The organism is Umezawaea sp. NPDC059074 (assembly GCF_042738955.1).
In the GTDB taxonomy this organism is placed as follows: Bacteria; Actinomycetota; Actinomycetes; order Mycobacteriales; family Pseudonocardiaceae; genus Umezawaea.
This window is the reverse complement of record NZ_JBHYHC010000089.1, coordinates 1-19,623: the sequence shown is the minus strand read 5'-3', so window position 1 is coordinate 19,623 and position 19,623 is coordinate 1. Positions and strand designations below refer to the sequence as shown.

The following is a 19,623-nucleotide window of genomic DNA, read 5'->3' as shown; positions in this document are numbered from 1 at the left end:
CAGCCATGCGGATCATGATCTCGGCCGACATGGAGGGCGCCACGGGCGTCACCTGCCCGGCCGACGTCGAGCCCGGCACCGAGCAGTGGCAGCGCTTCCGCCGCCTGTTCACCGGCGACGTCAACGCCACGATCGCCGGGCTCGCCACGGACGTGCTGGTCAACGAGGCGCACAACAGCCAGCGCAACCTGCTGCTGGAAGGCCTCGACCCGCGCGCCCGGATGCTCACCGGCAGGCACAAACCGCTGTCGATGATGCAGGGGATCGACACCGGCGTGCAGGGCGTGGTGTTCCTGGGCTACCACACCGGCGCGGGCGAGGACGGGGTCCTCGCGCACACCTACCTGGAGAACTCGATCACCCAGGTCCGCCTCGACGGCGTGCCCGCGAGCGAGGGCAGGCTCAACGCCGCCCTGGCCGCCGAATACGGTGTCCCGGTGCTGCTGGTGACCGGGGACGACAAGACGTGCGAGGACGCGGCCGAGTACGCGCCCACCGCGGAACTCGTCGCGGTCAAGGAGTGCGTGAGCCGCTACGCCGCCATCTGCGACCCGCCGGAGATCACCGCCGAGCGCCTCACCGCCGCCGCCAAGCGCGCCGTCCGCCGCGCCCGCCCCGCCACCCCGGTGATCGCGGAGCACTGGGTCGAGATCGACTTCGACGCCAGCCACCTCGCGCACGCCGCCGCCGTCATCCCCACCGTGGAGCTGATCGGCACCCGCACGGTCGGGTTCGACGCGGCCACCATGACCGACGCCATGAGGGCGTTCAAGATCGTCACCGTCGTGGCGGGCTACGCCGTGGAGGACGTGTATGGCTGAGGACGTCGTGGACCTGTGCGCGTCGCTGATCAGGTTCGACACCACCAACCGCGGCGGTGGCGACGCCGAGGGCGAACGCGAGGCCGCCGAGTTCGTCGCCGCGCACCTGTCCGCACTGGGCATCGAGCCGACCCTGCTCGAACCCGCCCCGCGCCGCACCAACGTGGTCGCCCGCGTCCCCGGCTCCGACCCGACGCTGCCCGCGCTGCTGGTGCAGGCCCACCTGGACGTGGTGCCCGCCGACCCGACCGAGTGGACCGTGCCGCCGTTCTCCGGCGAGGTCCGCGACGGCTACCTGTGGGGCCGCGGCTCGGTGGACATGAAGGACATGGTCGCCATGGTCCTGTCCGTGCTCTCCACCTGGTCGCGCGAGGGCCGGGGACCGAAGCGCGACCTCGTGCTGGCGTTCGTCGCCGACGAGGAGGACCAGGGCGACTTCGGCGCCCAGTGGCTCGTGGACCACCGGCCGCACCTGTTCGCCGACTGCGCCGCCGCCATCAGCGAGTCCGGCGGCTACTCCTACCGCGTCGGGGACCAGCGCGTGTACCCCATCGGCACCGCCGAGCGCGGCACCTCGCACCTCGTGCTCACCGCCCGCGGCCGCGCGGGTCACGGCTCCCGCCGCAACGACGACAACGCCGTGGTCACCCTGGCCAACGCCCTCGCCCGCTTGGCCGCCTACGAGCACCCCGTCCGGCTCACCCCGACCGTGGAGGCGTTCCTGCTGCGCACCGGCGAGGCGCTGGGCGTGGAGGTGGACCTGGACGACGTCGACGCCACCCTCGCCCGCCTCGGCCCCGCCGGAGCGCTCGCGGAGTCCACGGTCCGCAACAGCACCACCCCGACCATGCTGTCGGCCGGGTACAAGGTCAACGTCATCCCCGGCACCGCCACCGCGCGCGTCGACGTGCGCACCCTGCCCGGCACCGAGGACGAGCTGATGGCCACCATCGACACCCTCCTCGGCCCGAACGTGACCCGCGAGTACCTCGAACACCTGCCCCCGGTGCAGGCCCCCATCGACTCCCCGTGGTTCACCGCGATGGCCGACGCCCTGCGCGCCGAGGACCCCGAGGCGGTCGTCGTCCCGTACTGCATGGGCGGCGGCACCGACGCCAAGGCGTTCAGCACCCTCGGTATCGACTGCTACGGCTTCGCCCCGCTGCTGCTGCCCGAGGGCTACCCGTACCGCGCCATGGCCCACGGCGTGGACGAACGCGTCCCCGTGGAAGGCCTGCGCTTCGGCGCGCGGGTGCTGGACCACCTGCTGTCGCGCTAGTTATCGCCAGTTGTCACTCGACGGGGTGACCGCGCACGAGGTGGGCCGGTGACCGGACTCCGCCGAACGGCGCAACAACGCGAGGACGTCGAGCGGCCCGGTGACCTCCGAAGACACCCCCGCACGCCCTCGTCGCCGGGCGCGTCCACGGTGGTCAGAGTGCCCGAAAACGATGGTCAGCGTGTCCGGTTCCCGCCCGAAATGATCTCACTATCCGCACACACCCGTCCGGCCATCACCTGGTCTTACACCTTCCCATCCGGCGAACGGCCCCTATAGTGGTCACGATGGGTCACCTTCGGGAAGTCCTCGCGCTGCTGAACCAGGCCGCCACCGACGGCCGGATCGACCTCGCCGTGACCGACCGGGCACCCTGCTCGGCCACCCCCGTCGGACCGCCCGAGTACCTCGACCTGCTGACCGAGCACGGGTCGCTGTCGGTGCACCGCGAGTTCGCGGGCGAGACGCTCCGATTCGTGGTCGTGGACGAGAAGGGCGCGGCCGAGCTGAACCGCGGCCTCGTGCACGTGCGGCGCGGCGCCCTGTCCACCGCGCACCTGCTCGGGTTCGCCGAGGCCGGGGACGACGCCGCGTGGTGCTTCGACATCACCGACGACGCGTTCCCCGTCTACTACGTCCACCTCCAGGAACCGAAGGCCCGGCGGGTCGACACCGGCGAGTGGGAGAACCCCGCCGACGCGACCCCGGACTTCCCGTCGTTCGCCGTCTGGCTCGACGTGATGGCGGCGGCGTTCACCTCGCCGCAGCCGCCGCGGTGGTTCCCCTACCTGGGCGAGCCGGGCCTCACGTTCACCTAGCCCGGCGCCGCCGCGCCGGGTCGGCCAGCGCGGGCGGCACCCAGCCCGTGTCCTCGGGGTTCACGTCCGTGCCGGGAGCGACGATCCGGTCGACGCGGTCCAGCACGGCGGGTTCCAACCGGATTCCCGGCGCGGACAGCTGCGACTCGAGCTGCTCCGGCGTGCGCGGCCCGATGATCGCCGAGCTCACCGCGGGGTGTTCGAGCACGAACGCGAGCGCCAGCTCCACCAGCGTCAGCCCGGCCTCGGCCGCCAGCGCCGCCAACTCGGTGACCAGGTCGAGCTTGCGCTGGTTGACCGGCACCGACAGGTCGAACCGGCCACCCGCGCCCGGCCGCGCGGGCAGCCGCCGGTCCCGGTCGCTGGTGTTGGGCCTGCCCCGCCCGAACTTCCCCGACAGCCACCCTCCCGCCAGCGGGCTCCAAGTGATCACCCCCATGCCGGACGCCTGGGCCAGCGGGAGCACGTGGCCCTCGACGCCGCGCACCAGCATCGAGTACGGCGGCTGCTCGGTCCGGAACCTCTCCCGGCCCCGCCGTTCCGCCACCCACTGGGCCCGCACGATCTGCTCGGGCGGGAACGTCGAGCTGCCGAACGCCCGGATCTTGCCCGCGTGGACCAGGTCGCTCAACGCGCCCAGGGTCTCGTCCACGTCGACCGACTCGTCGGGCCGGTGCACCTGGTAGAGGTCCAGGTAGTCGGTGCCCAGCCGGCGCAGGCTGTGCTCGCACGCGGCCGTGATCCAGCGCCGCGACGCCCCGCGCTCGTTCGGATCCTCGCCCATCGGCGAGCCGACCTTCGTCGCCAGCACGACCCGCGACCGGTCCACCGACGCGAGCGCCTTGCCCACGATCACCTCCGACTCCCCGGCCGAGTAGACGTCGGCGGTGTCGATGACCGTGATCCCGGCGTCGAGCGCCCGGTGCACGATCGCCACCGACTCGTCGTGGTCGCGGTTGCCCCAGGCGCCGAACATCATGGCGCCCAGGCACAGGGGACTGACCCTGATCCCGGTGTCGCCCAGCGTGCGCGTGTCCATCCCGTTTCCCCTCGTCCCGTCTTCGGCGAGGTGCCACGACATCACGCGGCGGGCGACGGCCGTGACGCCGATCGTGGCGCGGCCTTGCCCGATCCGGTCAACCTCCCGCCCCGCGTTTGCCCGCCCGCCGCCGGGGGTGTTTGGCTCGCGGGGTGACCCTCCTCGACGAGCTGCGCGCGCTGGTCCTGGCGCACACCCGCGCCGCGGGGCGGACCAAGGTGCGGGTCCTCGACGGCGTGTGGCTGACGGCCGTGACCGAGCCGACGCCCCCGGTGGTCGCGATGACCGAGCCCTCGTTCGCGGTCGTGGCCCAAGGTGTCAAGCGCACGACGTTGAACGGGACGCCGCACGACTACCGCGCGGGCGAGTACCTCGTGGTCCCGCTCGACCTGCCGGTGACCGGCCAGGCCCTCGAGGCGAGCCAGGACGCGCCGCTGGTGGTCGTCAGCCTGGCGCTGACGCCGCAGGCCATCGCCCCGCTGCTGCTGGAGACGACCGCGCCCCCACGCCGACCCGAACTCGCCGGGCTCACCACGAGCACCGCGCCACCGGAGCTGCTCGACCCGATCGTCCGGCTCCTGCGCCTGCTCGACCACCCCGACGACCTCCGCGTGCTGGCGCCGGGCCTGCGCCGCGAGGTCCTGTGGCGGCTCGTCACCGGCGAGCAGGGCGCGCTCGTGCGGCAGATCGGCACCGCCGACAGCGCCCTCGCCCACATCTCCCGCGCGGTCCGGTGGCTGCGCGAGCACTACGACGAGCCGGTGCACGTCCCGAGCCTCGCCGAGCGGGCGAACATGAGCGTGTCCACGTTCCACCGGCACTTCCGGTCGGCGACCTCGATGACGCCGATCGAGTTCCGGCGGCAGATCCGGCTGCGGGAGGCGCGGGTGCTGCTGCGGGCGCGCGCGACGAACGTCGCCGAGGTGGGCTACCTCGTGGGCTACGAGAGCGCGTCCCAGTTCAACCGCGAGTACCAGCGGACGTTCGGCACGTCCCCCGGCCGTGACGCCGCTCGCTCCGGTGGCGAAGCGGAACTGATTCCGGTTAGGCTGAACTCAAGCGGAATCAGTTCCGGTTAGCCTCGTCGGAAGAAGAACCACGGTGACCACACCGAACCGCATCACCACCCCCTTCACCGCCACCAGCACGGCGGCCGAGGTGTCCGAGGGCGTCGACCTCACCGGCAGGCGCGTCGTCGTCACGGGCGCCGCCTCAGGCATCGGCGTCGAGACCGCCCGTGCCCTGGCCGCAGCGGGAGCCGAGGTCACGCTCGCCGTCCGCGACGTCGACGCGGGCCACCGCACCGCCGCGGACATCACCGCGACCACCGGCAGCACCGCGCTCGCCGTCGCCCACCTCGACCTCGCCGACCTGGACTCGGTCGCCGCGTTCACCGAGGCGTGGACCGGCCCGCTGCACGTGCTGGTCAACAACGCCGGTGTCATGGCGACCCCGGAGACCCGCACGTCGCGGGGCTGGGAACTCCAGTTCGCCACCAACCACCTCGGCCACTTCGCCCTCGCGCTGGGCCTGCACGACGCCCTCGCCGAGGCCGACGACGCCCGTGTCGTCTCCCTCAGCTCCAGCGCCCACCTGCGGTCCCCGGTCGTCTTCGACGACCTGCACTTCCGCGAGCGCCCCTACGAGCCGTGGAGCGCCTACGGCCAGTCCAAGACCGCCAACGTCCTGTTCGCGGTCGAGGCGACCCGCCGGTGGGCGGCCGACGGCATCACCGTCAACGCCGTCATGCCCGGCGGCATCCGCACCGGTCTGCAACGCCACCAGACCAAGGAGCAGATGGACGCCGCCCTCGCCGCCGTCAAGGACTTCGTCTGGAAGACCCCCGAGCAGGGCGCGTCCACCTCGGTGCTGCTCGCGACGTCCCCGCTGCTCAAGGGCATCGGCGGCCGGTACTTCGAGAACAACGCCGAGGCCGGGCCGAACGTCCCGCCCGCCCGCACGGGGGTCGCCGCCTACGCGCTCGACCCCGACGCGGCCGTGAAGCTGTGGGAGGTCTCGGTCGACCTGATCGCGCGCTAGGTGTCGAGCAGGTCGGGGGCGAACACGTCCTCGACCTGCCAGCGCCGCGCGGTCAGGCCCTGCTCGAAGTGGTAGCGCAGGCACGTGTCGAGCGCGGCCCGGTTCGCCGAGATCCCGTAGGGCCACCAGTCCTCCGGGAACTGCTCCCGGTCGCGCTCGACCAGCGCGTTCGTCCACGGCACCATGCTCTGCACCTGGTAGAGCCGCCGATGGGTCCGGTAGCGGTCGGCGGCGACGTCCTTCGCCGCCGTGAAGGCGTCGTGGACCCGCCGGGCGAGACCGGGCCGCGCCTCCAGCACGTCGCGGCGGACCACGACGGTGTGCATGATCGGGAAGATCCCGGTCCGCCGGTGGTAGTCGCGCTCCACCGGCTCGTAGTCCGGGAACAGCCGCGTGACGTTCGGGGAGCCGTCGAGCACGCACTGCGGCACGTTGGCCGAGAACAGGGCGTCGATCTCCCCCGCGTCGAGCATCGCGTTCAACGTCCTGCCCGCGGGCGCGGTGGTGACCTCGACGTCCGCCGGGTGCGGGTGGGGGATGAAGTCGAACGGCGGGGCCGGGTGCTCCAGTCCGCCGATCACCCACCTGCTCCGCGCGGGGTCGAACCCGTGCTCGTCCATGAGCACGCCCTTGGCCCACACCCCGGAGTCCTGGCCGTAGGTCCCGAACTCGCCGATGGTCTTGCCCGCCAGGTCGCCCGGCCCGGTGATCCCGCTGCGGGTGTTGACGAAGACGCAGGAGTGGCGGAACACGCGGTTGGGGAAGACGGGCAGCGCCACGAACGGCGCACCCGCCTCCAGCAGGCGCAGGTGGAACGTGAGACCCAGCTCGGCGACGTCGAACTCGGCCCCGCGGATCAGGCGTTCGAAGATCTCCGGGAGCGTGGCGGCGGTCCTCATCGTGGCGTCGATCCCCACGGTCCCGTCGAACAGCGCCTGGGTGGTGTCGTACCGGTAGCAGCCGATCGTCAACTCGTCCATGCCCCGATCGTTCGCCCGTCGTGGTCCCCGCGTCCAAGTCCACTTCCTCCAACTCGATACCCCACGGGTATCGTGACGGCGGTGGAACTCCGCCTGCTCGAGTACTTCGTCGCCGTGGCGCGGGAACGGCACGTGGGCCGGGCGGCGGTCGGGCTGCACATGACCCAACCCCCGCTGAGCAGGGCGATCCGCCAGCTGGAGGACGAACTCGGCGCCACCCTGTTCGACCGCACTCCCAAGGGCGTCACCCTCACCGCCGCCGGAGCCGTCCTGTACGACGAGGCCCGCGCGGTGCTCAAGCAGGTGGACCGCCTGCACACCCGGATGTCCGCGCTCGGCACGACGAGCCTGGTGATCGGGACGCTCGCCGACACCGCCGACCAGGTCGGCGCCCTGGTGGTCGACGCGTTCCGCCGCCGCCACCCGCACGTCGCCGTCACGATCCACGAGACCGACCTCGGCGACCCCACCGCGGGGCTGCGCACCGGCGACGTCGACGTCGCGTTCACCCGGCTCCCGTTCGACGACACCGGGATCGCCACCCACGTGCTGCGCTCGGACCCGATCGGCGTGGTGGCCCGCGCCGACGACCCACTCGCCCGCAGGGACTCGGTGGCCACGGCCGACCTCGCCGACCGCCGCTGGGTGCGCCTGCCCGACGGCGCGGATCCGGCGTGGACCGCCTACTGGACCGGCGGTCACCCAGCCGACGAGCTCCCGGTCAGCAGGACCATCCAGGAGTGCCTCCAGTCGGCGCTGTGGAACGGGACCTGCGCCCTCGCACCCCTCGACCAGGCACTACCCGAGGGCCTGGTCGTCGTGCCCGTCACCGACCGCCCGCCGAGCCGACTCGTCGTCGCCTGGCTCAAGACCGGCTCGAACGCCGTGGTCCGGTCCTTCGTCCGCGGCGTCACGACTCAGCAGGAGTCGCGCGGCGGCAGGTCACGGGTGTCGGGCACGCGGTCGCGGTAGGTCTCCTCGACGAACCGCACGAGCCGCTCGACGTCGCCCACGGTCGACGCCACCCCGAACGACACCCGCACCGCCCCCGCCATCGACAGCCCGGTCGCCTCCAGGTACTCGTCCAGCGTCCGCACCCCGCGCAGCCCGCGCAACGACCTCGGGGTCACGCCGAACGCGTTCTCCCCGGCGCCGGGGTTGCAGAAGCAGCCGGTCCGCAGCGAGATCCGGGCCGCCGCCGACTCCACCGCGACCACCCGCTCGTCGACCAGGTCGCCGTCCGGGGTGAGGACGTTGAACGTCACCGTCCCGCCGCGCGCCTCCGTGGTCACCGGGCCGTACACCCGCACCAGCGGCGCGCCGTTGGCGTGCCGCAGCGCCGTCAGGCGGTCCAGGGTCCAGCCGGTCAACGCCCGCACCCGCCGCCCGATCGTGGCCATCCCGATGTCCGCGACCCACTCCAGGCCCACCCGCACGTCGGGGATGGCCAGGAAGTTGAGCGTGCCGTCCTCGAACGCGGCCTCCGCGTCGGCCATCTCGTGCCACCGGGTCTGCACGCTGACCGCCTTGATCGTGCCGCCGGAGAACCACGGCCTGCGCAGCCGGGCCAGCGCGTCGCGGCGGGCGATCAGGCAGCCGACGCCGGTGGGGTAGCCGAAGACCTTGTACCAGCTGGCGATCACGAACTCCGGTCGCACTGCACCCAGGTCGAGGGGGTTGGTCGGCAGGAACGCCGCGCAGTCCAGCAGCACGTCGTAGCCCCGCTCTTGCGCCACCGTGGCCCACTCCAGTGGGTGCTGAACGCCGGTGAAGTTGCTCTGCGCCGGGTACGCGAACAGCCCGTTCCCCCTGCTCAGCTCCCGTTCGACGACCTCGGTCGACACTCGGAGGTCCGGGGGCTCCATCGGCACGTACGTCGTGCGCGCGTGCCCGGCACGGGCGAACTCGCGCAACCCGTTGATCGAGTTGTGGTTGTCGAACGTCAACACGAACCGCGAACCACGCCGGAACGGGTAGGCCTCACCGACCAACCGGGCCGCGCCCGTGGCGTTGGCGGTGAAGATCACCGCGTACTCGTCCGGGTCCGCGTTGACGTGCCGTAGCACGGCGCGGCGCGTGCTCTCGACCAGTTCCGTCGACGCCGCCGACGTGGGGTTGACGGAGTGGGGATTGCCGAACACCCCGCCGCCCAGCCGCTCCTGGTGGGCCCGCAACTGGGCCTTCGCCGCCAGCCCCGCACCGGTGTAGTCGAGGTACGTCTGGCGCTGCTCGTCGAGGTAGGAGTACTCCGTGGCCCGCAGCCGATCCAGCGCGCGGGTCAACTCGTAGTCGGGATAGCGCCGCAGGAACTCGCCAGGCTCGGCGGCGGTCCATGACAAGTCCGTGGAATTGATCCGCACTGGCACCTTCTCACTGGCAGAGCCCTGGAGACTCCATCGTGAGCACGAGTAGGCCATTGTGGTGCGGATACCGCCGAGCCTGGCGACAAAACGCCGGAAAAAACCAATCGAGACAATTATTCGTCGATCACCGGGAACGGCGGTAGGTGAGCGACACCGACCCGGTGGCCATCGTGTTCGCACCGTCCAGCACCCACGCCGACGCCGGGATGCCGTCACCGAAGAACCGCAGCCCTTCCCCGAGGATCGCGGGCGTCAGGTGGACGCGCAGCTCGTCGACCAGGTCGGCCTTGAGCAGTGCCCGGATCACGCTCGCGCTGCTCAACACGATGATGTCCCGCCCAGGCAACGCCTTGAGCTGCCGCACCTCCCCCTCCAGGTCCTCCTTCACGACCCGCGAGTTCTGCCACGGCGCGTCGGTGAGCGTGGTCGAGAAGACGACCTTCTCCACCCGGTCGAGCCACACCGCCATGTCGTGGGCCCGACCGGCCCCGTTCGGATCAGCGGCCACCGAAGGCCAGAACCCGTGAAAACCCTCGTAGTTGTTTCGCCCCAGCAGCACGGTATCGGCACCACTCCACACACCGGCGAAGTACGTGGTCATCTGGTCGTGAACGGAGTGCTCGACCAACCACGACATGTCCCCGCCCGGCCCCGCCGAAAACCCGTCGATCGACAGCGTCACGTTCGCGATGAGCTTCCGCCCGACCATGATGGTCTCCTTCTCAGTGCTTGTTCCCGCCTTCACCCCTACGTCGAACACCACCTCTCCGATTCGACAACTCCGTCACTCCTTCTTCTCGACGTTCTTCTCCACGACTTCACGAGCCCGAGCCAACTCACCCAGCGCCCAGTCCAACTGCATCTCGGCCCGCTCCGCCCGTGCCAACGTCTGAGCCCGCGCGTCCTCCACCGCGGCCACCCGCTCAGCGGCCCCAGTCCGAGCCGCCTCGACCTGCGCCGCGGCCTCTGCCCGCACCCGTGCCACCTCGTCCTCGCCGGCCTTCCGCACCGCGGCCAGGTCAGCCAACACCCGGTCCAACTCGCCCCGCACGTCCACCACCGACTGCCGAGCCACCGACGCGTCCCGCTCAGCCCCCTCCACCAGCGCCCGCGCCTCATCCCGCTCGACACCGGCCTTCGCCACCTCGGCGGCCGCCTCACCCCGAACCCGCTCCACCTCGGCAGCGGCGTCGGCCCGCGCGGTCTCAACCTCCTTGGCAGCCTGCCGCCGCGCCTGCTCGGCCCGCGCGACCGCGTCGGCCTTGGCCGCCTCGACTTCCCGTTCAGCGTCAGCGCGAACCCCCTCCAGGGTGGCCGCGGTCTCGACCCGAACCGCCACGATCTCCGCTTCGGCCCGCTGCACCGCGGCCGTGGCTTCATCCCGAGCCGCGTCCCGCTGCTCGAACGCCACCGCCGCGTCAGCCTCTGCCGCCTCAGCAGCGGCCACCGCCGACTCGGTCGTCTCCTCAGCCGACTTCCGTGCCCGCTCGGCATCCCGCCGCCGCCGTTCCGCCACCGCCACTGCGGCCTCGGCTTCGGCGACCTTCCGAGCAGCCTGCGCCTCGGCCGCCTGCACCTGACTCTCGGCAACACTCGGATCCGCGATCGTCGACAACTCCGTCACCGCGTTCCCCAACGTCGCCGACATCTGCTCGGCCAACACCCGAAACCGCTCGAGCAAGTCTTCAGCCCTGACCCGAGCGGAAGTGATCCCTCCACCCTCTTTCGTCACGGTGACAGTGACTTCCCCGCCTTCTTCCGCCTGCAACACCCGCTGCCGCTCACGCCAGGCCCGCCACCGGGTGTGTTCCGCCAGGTCGCAGTACTCCGAGGGCCGCCCAGGCCCACCTCCCCGAAACACCGGCCGGGTACAGCCGGGGTAGTTGCAGGTCGAAGCGGGGGCATCCGATGTCGTCACCGGGTTATCGTAGCAGAATAACGTTAGCTCAAACGTTAATACCCGCAACGCTACGTTTCAGGACTGCCTGATTCTGACTTCTGATAAGTGAACATTATCGGAAGTCAGAATCAGACCGGATTTCTCGCTCCTCAGTTCCGTTGGCCAGGCCTTGATGAGCAGAACGAGGGCCCGAAAACTAGGGGGTGGTGAAATCCGTGCGAGGTAGCTGTCGGATCCGGCATGAGCCGTTCGTAGAGGAGGTGAGCGGAACGCCACCAAGGCGCTCCGGTGATCGCAGGAGACCGAGATGTCGCACCCGACGCCCGTTGCCCGCCGCATGTACGACCTGGTCGAGCCCATCGGCCTGGTCCCCTACTTCGCCGACGAGTCCGACCAGGCCTTGATGGCACTGGGCCTGCGCAACGCGTGGGACGCCTACTTCGCCGGCCGAGCCGCACCACTGGGCCGCTCGGCACCCGCCGAGGTGGTCCACGCGGTCTTCTACAACTTCGCCCCCGGCGAGGTCGCCCGCCACCTCCCACGGATCTGGGACCTGACCACCCCCGAAGCCGCCCTGGCCGCCCGCGAGCGCGGCTGCGTCGCAGGCCTGCGGCGGCTTCTAGGCGACCTCGCCGACACCCCCGGTGTCACCCGCGCAGCCGACCTCCTGCTCAGGGCGGCAACCAGCGCACCGGTCGAGGGCCGTGTCCTCTACGCCGCTCTACGCGCACTCCCGGTACCGCGGGAACCCCTGGCCCGGCTCTGGCACGCCGCCACCCTGCTGCGCGAACACCGCGGCGACGGCCACACCGTCGCCCTGCTGGCCGAGGACATCGGCGGAACCCAAGCCCACGTCCTGCACGCCCTGTCCATCGACATGCCCGCCCACGAGTTCGGCCGAGTCAGCCACCTCCCGGCCGCACAACTGACCGCGGTCATCGACGGCATGCGCTCCCGCGGCCTGATCGGCACCGACGGCTGGCTCACCCCCACCGGCCACGCCACCAAACAACGAGTCGAGTCGATGACCGACCGACTCGCCGAAGCCCCCTACAACGCCCTGGCCCCCAACGAACTAGAACTCCTGACCGCCACCCTCACCCCGATCTCCACCACGATCCGAGCAGTGTTCCCGTCATAGGTCGCTACCAGTACGTGCCGCCGACGTAGCCCAGGAACAGGTTCGTTCCCCGAGCCCAACCGTGGAACCGCCTGCCTTCGCCGCGTCGCATCGTTCCGGTCGGCGCGTAGGCGATGTTCTTCACCTGGATCAGTGCCGCGTGCAGGTGGTCCGCGCCCTGGGCCTGCCTGCGCACGATCCAGCCGAACGTGCGCCACGCCAGTTCCGGCGCGCGTTCTCCCATCTCGTCCCCGGCATGTTCTTCGGGGAGATGAGCCTTGCCCCGTGTCGCTGACATCATGGTCGGATGCGAACGCGGCTGATCTTTGTGCGCCACGGCGAAGCAGTTCACACCATTGATGCGGTGGTCGGCGGCCGCCAGGGTTGCCGAGGACTCACCGCGGTGGGACACGAGCAGGCGCGCACGTTGGCCGGCCGGTTCTCCGATGAGCTGGCCGCTGACGGTTCGGTCGCCGTGTACTCGTCCGCCTTGCGAAGAGCTGTCGAGACGGCGCGGCCGATCGCCGCCGCCCTCGCGACCGACCCTGTGCAGGACTGCGGACTGTGCACGTGGCACGTGCCTTCCTACGCCGACGGCATGCTGACCAGCCGGTTCCAGGCCGATCACGCTGTCGCGGGCGGGGGCGTGTTCCGCGCGTTCGAGGAGGGCAACGAGAGCTGGGCCGAGCTGGTCGTCCGCACTGGCCGAGCCATCATGGACATCGCGCACCAGCACCACGGCGGCACTGCGGTGCTGGTCGGTCACTCCGAGACGGTGGAGAGCTCGTTTCACGCATTGGCCGCACAACCGCTCCACCGGGCATTCGACCTGGAGGTGGCGCCGGCTTCCGTCACCGAATGGGCCACCGACGACAATCCCACCGGTTGGCCACCGCCTCGCTGGACCCTGTGCCGCTTCAACGATGCCCGCCGTGGGTGACGCGCGGTTCGTTGAAATTGCCGCGCCGTATCACCGCATCGAGGCCATGACCGTCACCGGAGCCTCACTCGCGGCCTCCGGTCGACAACGGTGAGGTCTACCGCGGTTGCATGTCCATGACGTTCACAGAGGTGCCCGCGTAGAGCTTCGGGTCGTAGGTCAGCACGACCATGGGGCCGTCGCCGGCTTCCACCACGATCTGCGCTACTTCGAGCGCGGTCAGGTCGCGTGCGGTGGTTTGGGCCAGTTGGTTGCCGATGTGCAGGGCGTTGCCTGCCAGGGCGAGCACCTCGATCGGTGCTGCGGGGTCGTCGAGTAGCCAGGACAGGTCCGGGTGGTGGCCGTTGAGGTGGGCTCCGGCGGCTGTCACGGACAGGGCGGTTGCGATCAGGGGGCGGCCTGTGGTGATCGCCTGCACCACCACGGCTTGGGCCAGGCGTGGGTTGCGTTCGCGTTCGTAGGCGATCAGGAAGGTCGAGTCGAGCAGCAGTGCGCGGGGCAAGCTCACGCGGCGTGGCCGGAGTCGAGCTGGTCCACGCGCGTCAGGAGGTCGCTGGCCTGGGCGGCGGCGGCCTGGTACTCGGGGGAGGTCGGGTCGATTCCGCTGTGGGACAGCAGGGCGTCGGCGACCGACTCGCGGCGTTGGAAGGTCGAGCGGATTCCGGGCAGGAGCCGGTCGAGTTCGCGCGCGGGGAGCGCGGCCAGCGTCGCCGGGTCGACCCCGTCGCGTGCCGCGAGGCGTTGAACCAGGTACCGGTCAGCGTCTGAGCGGTCGCTGAACGCCGGAATGGTCATGGTCGCGATGATAACCGGGATCCGCCTGGAACAGTTCACCGTTCGGAGATCGGCGGGCGGCGAAGGCCGTGCAGACGAGCAGGGCGAGGCCGGACCACACGTAGGCGTTGCCGATGAGGTGTTGCCACCACGCCCACGCCAACTCCCGGTCGTCGGCTGCCGGGAGCAGTTCGTAGGCGCTGGCCGGGAACACGAGCGCGAGTGCGGCCACGAGAGCGACGCGGGTCCGCAGGGCGAGGACGGCTGCGGGCGCGACCCACACCCAGTGGTGCGACCACGACACCGGGGACAGCAGCAGTGCCGCCGTCGCGACCACGAGCATCGACAGCACGCCTTGGCCGCGTGCGGTGGCGGTGCGTGCGGCGAGCACCGTGAGGGCGACGACGGCGAGACCGAGGGTGATCCAGGCGATCTGTTCGGGGTCGGGGCCGAGGTCCAGGCGGTGGAGCAGGCCGCGCAACGACTGGTTGCCCGCGTACGCCAGTCCCCCGACGCGCGACGGGTCCCCGAGGACCTCGAACCAGTACCGGAGGCTGTCCGCGGGGACGGCCAGGTAGCCCAGGAGGCCGAAGCCGACGAACGACGCCGCCATCGTGGCCGCGCCTCGGCGGTCGCCTCGGACCAGGAAGTACACCAGGAAGATCAACGGTGTCAGCTTGATCGCGGCGGCGAGGCCGATCAGGACGCCGCGCGGCCACCGGGGGCGGACGACGAGGCAGTCGGTCACCACGAGGGCGAGCAGGAGCAGGTTGACCTGGCCGAAGTCGAGGGTGGCGCGCACCGGTTCGGCGAGCAGGGCCGCGCCCGCGACGCCGAACCCGATCAGGGTCGCGTGCGGCGCGGGGTGCACGCGGCGGGCGACCAGCACGCACACCCACGTGAGCGCGGCGATGCCCGCGGCCGTCCACAGCGCGACCAGCGCGGTCCACGGCACCACGTTCAGGACGCTGAACAGCGCGGCGGCCAGCGGCGGGTAGGTGAACGGCAGCGGCGGCCCCACCAGCGGCGCGGGGAAACCGGGGGCGTACAGCGCGACGCCTTCCCACCACGCCTGGCCGCCCACGCGGTACACCCGCAGGTCGATCAGGGCGACACCGGACCGGGAAGTCTCGTACACGAGGGCGGCGGTGGCCAGGACCGCCCAACCGGACAACACCCGCACGGCACGACGTCGGAGCGCGACCTGCGACGCCTCGGAAAGGTCGTCGACGGGGAGGGGTTTCACCATGCGCCCAGCGTCGAACCGCCGGATCGCGGTCCTGTCCGGGTCGTGTCATGGTTTTGCCACAGAGCCGTGACTAGGGCAAAGAAAAAGGCCGGGAGACCTCTCCCCGCCACTCTCAATTTATAACGCACAGGGGGACTTGCGGCAAGACCGGGGGTATGCCGCACACTCTCCCGCCGAAGCCGGAACCTGCGGAAACCAGGAATTCACGCCGTGCGCACAGGGCGCGGCGCGACCGGTCGAAAAGGGGAGCGTGGAGAGCTACATGAACGACGTGATCGTGATCGGCGGGGGGCCGACCGGGGTGATGCTCGCGACCGAATTGCGCCTGCACGACGTGGACGTGCTGGTGTTGGAGAAGGACGCCGAGCCGACCAAGGTCGTCCGGTCGCTGGGCCTGCACGCGCGCAGCATCGAGCTGATGGACCAGCGCGGTCTGCTGGAGCGGTTCCTCGAACTCGGCACGCGGTACCCGGTCGGAGGTTTCTTCGCGGGCATCGCCAAGCCGTCGCCGGAGCGCCTGGACACCGCGCACCCGTACACGCTCGGCATCCCGCAGACCCTCACCGAGCGCCTGCTGACCGAGCACGCCGCGGAGGTGGGCGTCGAGATCCGCCGCGGCGTCGAGGTGGTCGGGCTGAGCCAGGACGACGACGGGGTGAGCGTCGACCTGGCCGACGGGACGCGGCTGCGGGCACGCTACGCGGTCGGCTGCGACGGCGGCCGCAGCACGGTGCGCAAGCTGCTCGGCATCGACTTCCCCGGCGAGCCGAGCACGGTCGACACGCTGCTCGGCGAGGTGGAGCTGACCGAGGACCCGGAGACGGTGACCGCCGTGGTGACCCGGATCCGCGAGACCGAGAAGCGGTTCGGCGTCGGGCCGTTGGGGGACGGGATCTACCGGTTCGTGGTGCCCGCCGAGGGCGTGGCCGAGGACCGCGGAGTCCCGCCGACGCTGGAGGAGGTGAAGCGGCAGATGCGGAAGGTCGCGGGCACCGACTTCGGCGTGCACTCCCCTCGCTGGCTCTCCCGGTTCGGCGACGCCACCCGGCTCGCCGAGCGGTACCGGTCCGGGCGGGTGCTGCTGGCGGGCGACGCGGCGCACGTCCACCCGCCCACCGGCGGGCAGGGCTTGAACCTCGGCATCCAGGACGCGGTGAACCTCGGCTGGAAGCTGGCCGCGGAGCTGGCGGGCTGGGCGCCGGACGGGCTGCTGGACACCTACGAGTCCGAGCGGCGCCCGGTGGCCGCCGAAGTCCTGAACAACACCCGCGCGCAGATGCAGTTGATGTCCACCGAGCCGGGGCCGCAGGCGGTGCGGAAACTGCTGGTGGAGCTGATGGACTTCGACGACGTCAACCAGTACCTGACCGAGAAGATCATCGCGATCGGGATCCGCTACGACTTCGGCGAGGGCCACGCGCTGCTCGGCAAGCGGCTCCGGGACGTGGTGCTCAAGCGCGGGCGGCTGTACGAGCTGATGCGCGGCGGCCGCGGCCTGCTGCTCGACCAGACCGGCCTGCTGTCGGTGGAGGGCTGGGCGGACCGGGTCGACCACGTCGTCGACGTCAGCGAGGAGGTGGACGCGCCCGCCGTGCTGCTGAGGCCGGACGGGCACGTGGCGTGGGTCGGCGAGGACCAGCAGGACCTGCTCGCCCACCTCCCCACGTGGTTCGGGACGGCCACGAGCTGACTGACGGTCTGTCCCGCCGGGTTCGGCGGGACAGACCGGTGGCTCAGCCTTCGGAGACCGTGAGCACCTCCAGCACCGCCCCCTTGGCGTCCCGGACCGTCACCTCGACGCCGGGCGGGGTCACCGCCATGTCCTTGGTCGTCGGGCCTACCAGCAGGAACGTGCCGTCCTTGATCACGGCCGTCGTGTCGGGGAAGCCCTCGCGGGTCAGGGTGATCGTGGCGACCCCGGTGTCGGTGATCAGGCCGGCGAAGCCGCGGGTGTTGCTCTGGGTGCCGCCCTCCGGGTTGATCTGGAAGTCGTGGACGTACCCCGTGCCCCAGATGGTCCTGCCGTTGAGCTGCGGTCCGGAGGCGTACCGGCCCGTGATGTCGGACCGGTCGACGACCGACAGGTAGGGCCCCTGATTGCCCTGCTCGCGGACGCTGCACACCGCGAGCAGGTCGCCGTAGCGGCCGAGTTGGACCTCGCTGGTGGGGCTGGGCGTGGCGTGCGCGCCCGGTTCCCAGTAGAGGCGGTCCGGCGTCAGTTGGGGTGTCGTGTCGAGGCAGCCGCCCAAGCGGCGGCCTTCGTCGGACGCGCGGTCACCTTCGGGGCGCGGCCGGTCGATGGTGATCGTGCTCGGCTGCGGCACGTCGCCCGCCGGGACCTCCTGGTCCGCGCCGACGGTGAAAATCACGCCCTTCTCGGCGTTAGGGAAGCCGTCGGGCGTGAGGAATACGTCGCCCGCGATCAGCGCGTGGGCACTCATCCCGTCCGTGCCGGTTGGGTGCAGGCGGAGGGTCCCCACCTGCGGTTGGACGAAGCCCGCGACCGAGCCGTTCGGCGAGAGGAACCCGATCCGCGCGGGAGCGCCACCGGTGTCCGGCGCGATCAGGGGGGACGCGGTGACCGAGGTCGGGGTGGTCTCGCAGAAGAACACGCCGTCGGGGCCGGTGCGGAACGCGGTCAGCGTGGTCTCGTGCACCACGGTGGTCACCAGCGGCTTCCACGTGGTCTTCGGGGGGACGCCCTGGACGACGGCGGCGCACCGGTCGACGACGTCCGCGGGCGCCCAGCCGTCACGGGCGTGGAACATCTCGGTCAGGTCCGGCGGCGGCAGTTCCCGCACCTGGGGCGGATTGGACACGGTCGTGGGCCCGGCGGCCGACGTCGTGCCGCCCGTGGCCTGGGTGAGCGCCACGCCGGAGCCCGCGAGCAGCACGACGGCCGCGGCGATGGCCAGGGGCGTGCGTCGGGACGGGCGGTGGGGCTCGGCCATGCCTTCGGCCAAGTGCTGGCGGGCGCGGTCGCGGATGCCCTCGGGCAGCGGACGGGGTGGGGGGAAGTCACTCATCGGGAGTCCTCGCGGTCAGGTCGCGGAGCTTCGTCCGGGCTCGGGAAACGCGGGAGCGCACGCTCGTCTCGGCGATGCCGAGCAGCGCGGCGGCGTCGGCGACGGGCATCTCGCCCAGCAGGCAGAGCTGCGCGATCTCGCGTTCGGAGCGGGGCAGCCGTTCGACGGCGGCGACCACGCGGCGCAGCCGGTCCTGGGCCTCGGAGCGGTCGGCCAGATCCTCGGCGGGATCGGTGACGGCCGTGGGCGTGAGCAGGGACAACACCCGTTGCCTGCGTCGACCCGCGCGCCACTCGGTGCGGGCCAGGTTGGCCGCCACGGTGTAGAGCCACGGCAGCGCGGACTCGCGCACCAGCACGCCGTCACCGCGCTTGCGCCACGCGGCCAGGAAGGTCGCCGACAGCAGGTCGTCCGCGGTCGACCACGACGCGGTCAGCCGGTAGGCGTAGTTCCACACCCGTTCCGCGTGCCGTTCGAACAGGGCGGTGAACGACCCGTGGTCGTCCTCGCCGATGAGCCGCCACAGCAGCTCGTCGGACGGGGGTGGCTCGCCGGTGTCCGCCACCGCCACCCCCGTGGTCTTGTTCTTGGTCGTCGTCACACCCGTCTAGGGCCGCCGCGGCCGGGCTGTTGCGTGACCTGGGTCACCTGAGGACCGAGGCCACGATCCGGTGCACGACGTCGGGGTCGGGCGGGGTGCCGTCGCGGCCCGCGAACAGCAGGTGCTGGGCGCCGATCAGGGTGGGGGCGAGGGTGGCGATGTCGGCGTCGGCGGCGATCCGGCCCAGGTCGCGCTCGGCGGTGAGGTAGGCGGCGATCATGGCGGTGGCCTCGGTGGCGAGGGGGATGCCCTGGCGTCCGGCCTGCCGCAGCCGTGCACGCAGGTCGTCGCGGAAGATGACCAGGGCCATGATCGCGCCCGCCACCGAGCTGAAGAGGTCCGTCAGCACGTCGGTGAGGTTGCCCTCGACGGTGCCGGTGCCCGCGGTGGCGAGCAGGTCCGGGGATCGGGCTTCGAGCCGGTGGACGCGGTCCAGGACCAGTTCCAGCAGGAAGCCGTCGAAGTCGGTGAAGTGCCGGTGCAGCACGCCCTTGGCGCAGCCGGCCTCGGCGGTGACCGCGCGGCTGGTCAGCGCGTTCGGGCCGTCGCGGAGCAGGACGCGTTCGGCGGCGGCGAACAGCTGTTCGCGCACGTCGCGGATGGCCACGCCGGTGGGCACCAGGGCTCTCCCTTGACGAGTGGGCAAGCGCCCACTCATAGTGGGCGCATGCCC

21 protein-coding genes are annotated in these 19,623 nt (G+C 71.5%); 9 read left to right on the top strand and 12 right to left on the bottom strand.

Features of this window, described 5'->3' with window-relative positions; translation table 11 throughout:
• The first annotated feature begins 5 nt into the window (after positions 1-5).
• From ACFWW9_RS31480 to ACFWW9_RS31470, 3 genes are all read left to right on the top strand, one after another.
• Entirely contained in the window at positions 6-821 is an 816-nt protein-coding gene (locus tag ACFWW9_RS31480) for a M55 family metallopeptidase (protein ID WP_390385458.1), read from the top strand.
• Positions 814-2,100 carry a M20/M25/M40 family metallo-hydrolase gene (locus ACFWW9_RS31475; protein WP_390385456.1) on the top strand — a complete coding sequence of 429 codons (1,287 nt, stop codon included), beginning with the start codon at positions 814-816 and terminating at the stop codon, positions 2,098-2,100. Before ACFWW9_RS31480 ends, ACFWW9_RS31475 begins: the two co-directional genes overlap by 8 nt.
• Positions 2,101-2,387: 287 nt before the next feature.
• On the top strand, positions 2,388-2,918 hold the full coding sequence (locus ACFWW9_RS31470) for a hypothetical protein (protein ID WP_390385454.1): 531 nt from the start codon (positions 2,388-2,390) through the stop codon (positions 2,916-2,918).
• Here the strand turns inward: ACFWW9_RS31470 and ACFWW9_RS31465 are convergent.
• Positions 2,911-3,957 (bottom strand): aldo/keto reductase, encoded by a 1,047-nt coding sequence (locus tag ACFWW9_RS31465; RefSeq protein WP_390385452.1) that lies wholly within the window; start codon positions 3,955-3,957, stop codon positions 2,911-2,913. The genes ACFWW9_RS31470 and ACFWW9_RS31465 overlap by 8 nt on opposite strands.
• 152 nt (positions 3,958-4,109) lie before the next feature.
• Here ACFWW9_RS31465 and ACFWW9_RS31460 point away from each other — a divergent pair, with 152 nt between their 5' ends.
• Positions 4,110-5,036, top strand: coding sequence for an AraC family transcriptional regulator N-terminal domain-containing protein (locus ACFWW9_RS31460; RefSeq protein ID WP_390385450.1), 927 nt, complete (start codon positions 4,110-4,112; stop codon positions 5,034-5,036).
• 22 nt (positions 5,037-5,058) lie between these two features.
• Positions 5,059-5,997 carry an SDR family NAD(P)-dependent oxidoreductase gene (locus tag ACFWW9_RS31455; protein WP_390385448.1) on the top strand — a complete coding sequence of 313 codons (939 nt, stop codon included), beginning with the start codon at positions 5,059-5,061 and terminating at the stop codon, positions 5,995-5,997.
• On the opposite strand, the gene ACFWW9_RS31450 is transcribed toward ACFWW9_RS31455, so the two are convergent.
• Positions 5,994-6,977, bottom strand: a complete 984-nt coding sequence (locus tag ACFWW9_RS31450; RefSeq protein ID WP_390385446.1) for a 4,5-dihydroxyphthalate decarboxylase — start codon at positions 6,975-6,977, stop codon at positions 5,994-5,996. The two genes, ACFWW9_RS31455 and ACFWW9_RS31450, sit on opposite strands and share 4 nt — an antisense overlap.
• An 81-nt stretch (positions 6,978-7,058) precedes the next feature.
• On the opposite strand from ACFWW9_RS31450, the gene ACFWW9_RS31445 reads away from it, so the two are divergent.
• A complete protein-coding gene (locus ACFWW9_RS31445) occupies positions 7,059-7,949 on the top strand; it encodes a LysR family transcriptional regulator (protein WP_390385444.1) in 891 nt (296 codons plus the stop codon).
• Here the strand turns inward: ACFWW9_RS31445 and ACFWW9_RS31440 are convergent.
• The 3 genes from ACFWW9_RS31440 to ACFWW9_RS31430 form a co-directional block, all read right to left on the bottom strand.
• Positions 7,895-9,337, bottom strand: coding sequence for an aminotransferase class V-fold PLP-dependent enzyme (locus ACFWW9_RS31440; RefSeq protein ID WP_390385441.1), 1,443 nt, complete (start codon positions 9,335-9,337; stop codon positions 7,895-7,897). The two genes, ACFWW9_RS31445 and ACFWW9_RS31440, sit on opposite strands and share 55 nt — an antisense overlap.
• A 127-nt stretch (positions 9,338-9,464) precedes the next feature.
• Positions 9,465-10,049: a dihydrofolate reductase family protein gene (locus ACFWW9_RS31435; protein WP_390385439.1), complete on the bottom strand. Its 585-nt coding sequence runs from the start codon at positions 10,047-10,049 to the stop codon at positions 9,465-9,467.
• A 75-nt stretch (positions 10,050-10,124) separates the two neighbouring features.
• Complete coding sequence (locus tag ACFWW9_RS31430; RefSeq protein WP_390385436.1) at positions 10,125-11,021, bottom strand: hypothetical protein; 897 nt, start codon at positions 11,019-11,021, stop codon at positions 10,125-10,127.
• A gap of 526 nt (positions 11,022-11,547) precedes the next feature.
• Here ACFWW9_RS31430 and ACFWW9_RS31425 point away from each other — a divergent pair.
• Positions 11,548-12,381, top strand: a complete 834-nt coding sequence (locus tag ACFWW9_RS31425) for a MarR family transcriptional regulator (protein ID WP_390385434.1) — start codon at positions 11,548-11,550, stop codon at positions 12,379-12,381.
• A gap of 4 nt (positions 12,382-12,385) precedes the next feature.
• Here the strand turns inward: ACFWW9_RS31425 and ACFWW9_RS31420 are convergent, their stop codons facing one another.
• Positions 12,386-12,604 (bottom strand): hypothetical protein, encoded by a 219-nt coding sequence (locus ACFWW9_RS31420; protein ID WP_390385432.1) that lies wholly within the window; start codon positions 12,602-12,604, stop codon positions 12,386-12,388.
• Between the two features lie 63 nt (positions 12,605-12,667).
• On the opposite strand from ACFWW9_RS31420, the gene ACFWW9_RS31415 reads away from it, so the two are divergent.
• Positions 12,668-13,300 (top strand): histidine phosphatase family protein, encoded by a 633-nt coding sequence (locus ACFWW9_RS31415; RefSeq protein ID WP_390385430.1) that lies wholly within the window; start codon positions 12,668-12,670, stop codon positions 13,298-13,300.
• Between the two features lie 97 nt (positions 13,301-13,397).
• Here the strand turns inward: ACFWW9_RS31415 and ACFWW9_RS31410 are convergent, their stop codons facing one another.
• From ACFWW9_RS31410 to ACFWW9_RS31400, 3 genes are read right to left on the bottom strand one after another with little or no spacing between them, the layout of a single operon-like run.
• Entirely contained in the window at positions 13,398-13,808 is a 411-nt protein-coding gene (locus ACFWW9_RS31410) for a hypothetical protein (RefSeq protein WP_390385428.1), read from the bottom strand.
• Positions 13,805-14,095: a hypothetical protein gene (locus tag ACFWW9_RS31405; protein ID WP_390385426.1), complete on the bottom strand. Its 291-nt coding sequence runs from the start codon at positions 14,093-14,095 to the stop codon at positions 13,805-13,807. Before ACFWW9_RS31405 ends, ACFWW9_RS31410 begins: the two co-directional genes overlap by 4 nt.
• Positions 14,058-15,323, bottom strand: a complete 1,266-nt coding sequence (locus ACFWW9_RS31400; protein ID WP_390385424.1) for a glycosyltransferase 87 family protein — start codon at positions 15,321-15,323, stop codon at positions 14,058-14,060. Before ACFWW9_RS31400 ends, ACFWW9_RS31405 begins: the two co-directional genes overlap by 38 nt.
• Positions 15,324-15,585: 262 nt before the next feature.
• Between ACFWW9_RS31400 and rox the strand changes: the two genes are divergently transcribed.
• A complete protein-coding gene (gene rox / locus ACFWW9_RS31395) occupies positions 15,586-17,013 on the top strand; it encodes a rifampin monooxygenase (RefSeq protein WP_390385422.1) in 1,428 nt (475 codons plus the stop codon).
• 43 nt (positions 17,014-17,056) lie between these two features.
• On the opposite strand, the gene ACFWW9_RS31390 is transcribed toward rox, so the two are convergent.
• The 3 genes from ACFWW9_RS31390 to ACFWW9_RS31380 are packed head-to-tail and all read right to left on the bottom strand — an operon-like array spanning position 17,057 to position 19,569.
• Positions 17,057-18,349, bottom strand: coding sequence for a hypothetical protein (locus ACFWW9_RS31390; protein ID WP_390385420.1), 1,293 nt, complete (start codon positions 18,347-18,349; stop codon positions 17,057-17,059).
• Positions 18,342-18,950 (bottom strand): RNA polymerase sigma factor, encoded by a 609-nt coding sequence (locus ACFWW9_RS31385; RefSeq protein WP_390385418.1) that lies wholly within the window; start codon positions 18,948-18,950, stop codon positions 18,342-18,344. Before ACFWW9_RS31385 ends, ACFWW9_RS31390 begins: the two co-directional genes overlap by 8 nt.
• 43 nt (positions 18,951-18,993) lie before the next feature.
• Positions 18,994-19,569, bottom strand: a complete 576-nt coding sequence (locus tag ACFWW9_RS31380) for a TetR family transcriptional regulator (RefSeq protein ID WP_390385416.1) — start codon at positions 19,567-19,569, stop codon at positions 18,994-18,996.
• Positions 19,570-19,623 lie beyond the last annotated feature (54 nt).